This is a genomic window from Promineifilum sp. (SeqCode) (genome assembly GCF_041918635.1).
In the GTDB taxonomy this organism is placed as follows: domain Bacteria; phylum Chloroflexota; class Anaerolineae; order Promineifilales; family Promineifilaceae; genus Promineifilum.
On the sequence record NZ_JAYRVJ010000603.1, the window covers coordinates 1 to 5,579 of the forward strand.

5 protein-coding genes and 1 pseudogene are annotated in these 5,579 nt (G+C 66.5%); all 6 read left to right on the forward strand.

The genetic code is table 11. The annotated features are described in order from the left end of the window. Nucleotides 1-255, forward strand: a 255-nt coding sequence (locus ACE3UY_RS17840) for a methylglyoxal synthase (protein ID WP_374688838.1), incomplete at its 5' end; no start/stop codon positions are given. A gap of 11 nt (nt 256-266) precedes the next feature. Then, entirely contained in the window at nt 267-1,349 is a 1,083-nt protein-coding gene (locus tag ACE3UY_RS17845; RefSeq protein ID WP_374688839.1) for a branched-chain amino acid aminotransferase, read from the forward strand. Nucleotides 1,350-1,551: 202 nt separating this feature from the next. Beyond that, nucleotides 1,552-2,694 (forward strand): thiolase domain-containing protein, encoded by a 1,143-nt coding sequence (locus tag ACE3UY_RS17850; RefSeq protein ID WP_374688840.1) that lies wholly within the window; start codon nt 1,552-1,554, stop codon nt 2,692-2,694. Next, on the forward strand, nt 2,691-3,851 hold the full coding sequence (locus ACE3UY_RS17855; RefSeq protein WP_374688841.1) for a DUF2332 domain-containing protein: 1,161 nt from the start codon (nt 2,691-2,693) through the stop codon (nt 3,849-3,851). The genes ACE3UY_RS17850 and ACE3UY_RS17855 overlap by 4 nt, the downstream gene beginning before the upstream one ends. A gap of 97 nt (nt 3,852-3,948) precedes the next feature. Further along, nucleotides 3,949-5,313 carry a BCD family MFS transporter gene (locus ACE3UY_RS17860; protein WP_374688842.1) on the forward strand — a complete coding sequence of 455 codons (1,365 nt, stop codon included), beginning with the start codon at nt 3,949-3,951 and terminating at the stop codon, nt 5,311-5,313. Between the two features lie 78 nt (nt 5,314-5,391). Continuing rightward, nucleotides 5,392-5,579 (forward strand): annotated as a pseudogene (locus ACE3UY_RS17865) (DNA polymerase IV); the annotation flags it as partial.

Consider the following 5,579-nt stretch of genomic DNA (forward strand, 5'->3'; position numbering starts at 1 on the left):
GGCGACCAGCAACTCGGGGCGAAGATCGTCTCCGGCGAGATCGACATCCTCATCTTCCTCTTCGACCCGTTGCAGGCCCAGCCCCACGACCCGGACGTGCGCGCCCTGTTGCGCATTGCCGCAGTGTGGAACATCCCCATCGCCACGAACCGGGCGACGGCCGACTTTCTCATCTCTTCCCCACTCATGTCCGGTCCCTACGACCGTCTGTTGACGGATTACTACGATTACCAGCACCGGATGGACAGCAAATAGGAATCAGCATCATGGATATCCAAGTCATGCCCATTGATCCCGCGCGGTTGCGGCCGCCGCTCAGCGACAACTACGGCTTTTGCATCCACTTTGCCAACCGGATGTTCACCCAGCGCTACACGCGCGGCAAGGGGTGGCACGACGCGCGCATTGAGCCGTACGCACCTTTCGCCATGGACCCGGCGACGGCCGTGTTCCACTACGCCCAACTTATCTTCGAGGGCATGAAGGCCTACCGGCGGCCGGATGGCAACATCAACCTCTTCCGGCCGATGGAGAACGCCCGGCGGTTCAACAATTCCGCGCGGCGTATGGCTATGGCGACGGTGGACGAGGAGGAACACCTGGCGGCTATCTGCCGGCTGATCGAGGTGGAGCACGAATGGGTTCCGCGCCAGGGGGATGCCTCGCTCTACATCCGGCCGACGATGATCGCCACGGACACAACGCTGGGCGTCCATGCCAGCGCCAGCTACCTCCACTACGTCATCATCAGCCCCGTCGGCCCCTACTTCAAGGAGGGCTTCAACCCCGTCCCCGTATACATTACCGACCAGTACGTGCGGGCGGTGCACGGCGGCGTGGGCGAGGCCAAGACGGGCGGCAACTACGCCGCCAGCCTCTACGCCGGCGAGGACGCGCGCCAGAAGGGGTACTCGCAGGTGCTCTGGCTCGACGCCATCGAACGCCGCTACGTCGAGGAAGTGGGGGCCATGAACATCTGCTTCGTCTATGACGGGCAGCGTATCGTCACCCCGCCGCTGACCGGCAGCATCCTGCCCGGCGTGACGCGCAAGTCGGTCATCGAGTTGGGCCGCCATCTGGGGTATGAGGTGGCAGAGGAGATGGTGGACGTTTACCGGATGCTCGACGACGTGAAGGCCGGGCGCATCACGGAGGTCTTTGGCTGCGGCACGGCGGCCGTTATCGCCCCGGTTGGCAAGTTCGGCTTCCACGACGACGAGATCGCCATCCATGACGGCGAGCCTGGCCCGGTGGCGCAGCGTCTCTATCAGGAATTGACCGACATCCAGTACGGCCGCGCTCCCGACCCGTTTGGCTGGACGTATACGATCTCAGTGAACGGCCACTAAGCAGGGGATAGGGGCTAGGGGCTAGGAACATCGCCTCTTCCCTAGTCCCTAGCCCCTATCCCCTAGTCCCTAAACCTGGTAGTTTCTGGCAGCGCGAGTAGCTACACTTAGTAGCGGGAAGCAACGCGGTTTCCGCGACTCTTGACGGGTCGCCGCCAAAACCGGGCAATTTTCAGTTCCCCTTTCAAGGCGAGTTATACCCATGCGTGAAGTAGCCATTTTGGGCGTCGGCCAGACGCCCGTGCGCGAGCACTGGGACATTTCGTTGCGGGCGCTGGCCGTGGAGGCCGGGCGGGCGGCCATGGCCGATGCCGGCGTCGACCGGGTTGACGCCATCTACGTCAGCAACATGAACAGCGACAGGCTGAACCAGCAGCGCCATCTCGGCCCGCTGGTGGCCGACTATTTGGGGCAGCGCGGCGTCGAGGCGGTCAAGCTGGAAGCGGCCTGCGGCTCGGCCGGCTCGGCCATGCGCCAGGGGTTGCTGGCCGTCGCCAGCGGCGAGATGGAGCGCGTGCTGCTCATCGGCGTAGAGAAGCTGACGGAGACGCCCGGCCGCGAGACGACGGCGGCGCTGGCCACGGCGGCCGACGCCGACTACGAAATCGAGCATGGCATCACCTTCGTCGGCCTGAACGCGCTCATCATGCGCCGTTACATGCACGAATACGGCTTCAGCCACCGTGACTTCGCCCCTTTCGCGCTGACCGCCCACGCCAACGCCGCGCGCAACCCCAATGCGCTCTACCGCTACGCCATCGACGAGCGGGAGTATGAGCGCGGCCGGGCGGTGGCCGACCCCATTACCCTCTATGACGCCTCGCCCATCGGCGATGGCTCGGCGGCGTTGCTGCTGGTTCCGGCCGAACGCGCCCCCGACGCGGTGCGCGTCATCGGCTCGGCGGCGGCCACGGACACCATCGCCATCCACGACCGCGAGGATATGCTGTGGCTCAAGGCGGCCGAGTTGTCGTCCAGGCGCGCTTACCAACAGGCGGGCGTGGGGCCGGAGGACATCGATCTCTTCGAGTTACACGATGCCTTTAGCATCATGGCCGCGCTGTCGCTGGAGGCGTCGGGCTTCGCGCCACGCGGGCAGGGTGTGCGACTGGGGCTGGACGGCGACATCCGCCGCGGCGGGCGCATCCCCATCTCGACTATGGGCGGCCTGAAGGCGCGCGGCCATCCCGTCGGTGCGACCGGGCTGTACCAGTTGGTCGAGGCGACGCTCCAGTTGCGCGGCCAGGCCGGCGCGCTCCAGGTCGAGGGCGCGCGGACAGCCATGACGCAGAACATCGGCGGCAGCGGCGCGACCATCGTCACCCACATCCTGCAACAGTCATGACGCAGCCTGACAGGCCGAGGCAGCTTGACAGGCTGCCCCATGGCTTCCGCGAGCAGGAGCGCTTCGCGGCGGGTTACTCGCCGCTCTACGCCCAGCTATTCGGCGTGGTCGCCGGCTGGCTGGAGAAAGGCGAGGCCGATCCCGTTGCGGCGTGGCTGCGCGACGTGTCCGCCGGGCGGCGGCCAGTAGAAGTTACCCTCCTGCTGGCTGCGGCGCTGCACCGCGAGGTGCTGGCCGGCGCGCCCGAGGTGGCCGCGCTGGCCCGCTTCTATCCCACAGTCGGCGGCCACACCCCCGGCGCAGCCAATGGTGCGTTCGCCGCGGCGCTACGAGAAGCGATCCTGGCCCGCCGCGCGGCGTTGACGCCCTTCATCCAGCAGGCTACCGTACAGACCAATGAGACGGCCCGCGGGTTGGTCTGGCTGCTGCCAATCGCCCATTTGGGTTGGCCGGCTGTCCATCTGGTTGAATTGGGGGCCAGCGCCGGGCTGAATCTGGTGGCCGAGCGGCGCGCCTACCGGCTGGTGGATGAGGCCGAGCCGTCGCGGACGCTGCTGGAATTGGGGGCGATGGGTGAGTCACCCTTCGTTACGGCCGTACGGGGTGAGTGGACGGGTGCGACCCATTTTCTGAAGTGGGTTGCACCTCAAGTCCTCTCGCGCACGGGCGGCGATCTCCACCCGTTCCATTTGAATACGGAAGAGGATGAACGCACGCTGGCCGCCTTTGTCTGGGGCGACCAGCCGGCGCGTCTGGCGCGGCTGCGCCAGGGCATTGCCGCGCTGCACGCGGTTGAGGCGACGACCGCCCCGGTGCGGCTCTTCCCGCTGCGCCTGCCAGACGAGTTGCCAGACTTTCTGGTGCGCCACGCGCCGCCGGCCGACGCGCCGGTCGTCATCTACAATACGGTGGTCACGATGTACCTGCCGGAGCGCGGCGCGGCGTTGCGCGAGATGGTGGGGCGCTGGGCAGAGGGACATGCCGCGCCGGTGCTCTGGCTGCAATGGGAGTTGTCGCCCGAGGGGGAGCATCCGCCGGAGAAAGATTGGTTGGCCTGGACGGCCGATCTGTGGCAGGACGGCCGGCATCGCCAGCGGCGGCTGGGCTGGATTCATCCGCACGGGGGCGCTCTGGAATGGCTGCGCATAGACATATAGAGCGTTGCGGAGGGTTCCATAACCAATTCGTAGTATAGCTACACAAAACTAGGCAATTGTGTGCATTTCCCGGCAAGCCGCGTAGAATTGCGGCCCAATGGAACCACGGCGACACTTCACATTCTGGCGGGCCATACGCCTGGGCAGCTTTCACGTTGGCTCGGCGATGGGCGACATCCTGGTCACGAGCATCTGGAACCGGATCCTCATCACCAACTTCGGCATCCCGGCCACGCCGGTGGGCCTGCTCATTGCCCTGCGCTATCTACTCTCGCCCCTGAGCCTCTGGGCGGGCAATCTGACCGATAACAAGCGCTTCTTCGGTTTGCGGCGGACGCCCTTGATTTGGCTCGGTCGCGCACTGATGCTGCTCTCGCTGCCCCTGCTCGGCCTGAGCGTGCTGCGCCTGGGGGCGTCGGCCGGCGATTGGCTCGGCTGGGGGTCGGCCCTCCTGTCGTCGCTCATGTACGGTGTCGGCACGCTCATTTCCGGCAGCCCCTACCTGGCGCTGGTGCGCGACTCCGCGCCGGAGGAGCGCCAGGGGCTGGCCATCAGCGTCGTCGAGATGCTCCTGATCATCCTGTACGCCATCGCCGGCATCAGCTTTAGCTTTTGGATGCCCGTCTACGATGCGCGCGTCTTCTGGGAAATGATCGCCGTCACCATGCTCGTCGGCGGCTTCTTCTGGGTCTTCGCCATTGTCGGCGTGGAGCGGCGAGTGGCGGCGAAAGCGCAGGGGGGCAGGGGAGCCGGGGAGCCGGGGAGCGGCGCGCCAGGATTGGGACTGGTGCTACAGACGATTTGGAGCGACCGGCGGACGCGGCTTTTCTTCGCCTTCCTGTCGCTGGCGACGCTGTCGGCCTGGACGCAGGACGCCATCCTGGAGCCGTTCGGCGCGGACGTGTTCGGTCTGGAGATGGGGGCCACGACTCGCTTCAATAGCTACTGGCAGGCGGCCACGGTGGTGACGCTCATCCTCAGCAACGTGATCTGGCGCAAGCGCGCACCGGAGCGCCAGGGGCGCATCGCCGCTGTTGGGCTGCTGGTGATGGCGCTGGGGATGGCGCTGCTGACCGCGGCCGGCGCCAGCGGACAGCGGCATCTCATCGAGCTGGCGCTGTTCGTTTTCGGCGGCGGCTTCGGCGTCTACTCCTTCGGTGGGCTGAGCCTGATGGCCGTCATGTCGCCCGACCGCCACGCCGGCGCGTACCTGGGCTTGTGGTCGATCTCGATTCTTGTCTCCAAAGGGCTGGGCGCGTTCGCCGGCGGGGTGCTACGCGATCTGTTCTTTCTCCGGTTGGCGTTGACCCCCGGCGTGAGTTACGCCGTCGTCTTTCTCATCCAGGCGCTCGGTTTGGCCGCGGCGGTGCTCATTCTCTCCCGCATCGACATTCTGGCCTTTGCCCGCGACACTGGTCGGCACGTCTCCCTGGTGGAGGCGCAGGCGGCGGCGGGAGATTAGGCGCCAGGTTCCAGGGAGAAACACTGCTCCCCATGAATCTGAGCCCTAGAACCTAGTCCCTAGCCCCTAGTCCCTATGATGTGGACTCGCGCCATCCTCCACGTCGACATGGACGCCTTCTACGTGAACGTCCACCTGCTGGATCACGCCGGAGACGTCGGGCGGCCGCTCGTCGTTGGCGGGCGGCCGGACGAGCGCGGCGTCGTCTCTTCGGCCAGCTATGAGGCGCGCCGCTTCGGCGTCCGCTCGGCCATGCCCACATCGCA

Excerpts from the sequence above, each read along its gene's own strand:
- ACE3UY_RS17845 (WP_374688839.1), top strand. The coding sequence starts at position 267 with ATGGATATCCAAGTCATGCCCATTGATCCCGCGCGGTTGCGGCCGCCG.
- ACE3UY_RS17850 (WP_374688840.1), top strand. The coding sequence starts at position 1,552 with ATGCGTGAAGTAGCCATTTTGGGCGTCGGCCAGACGCCCGTGCGCGAG.
- ACE3UY_RS17855 (WP_374688841.1), top strand. The coding sequence starts at position 2,691 with ATGACGCAGCCTGACAGGCCGAGGCAGCTTGACAGGCTGCCCCATGGC.
- ACE3UY_RS17860 (WP_374688842.1), top strand. The coding sequence starts at position 3,949 with ATGGAACCACGGCGACACTTCACATTCTGGCGGGCCATACGCCTGGGC.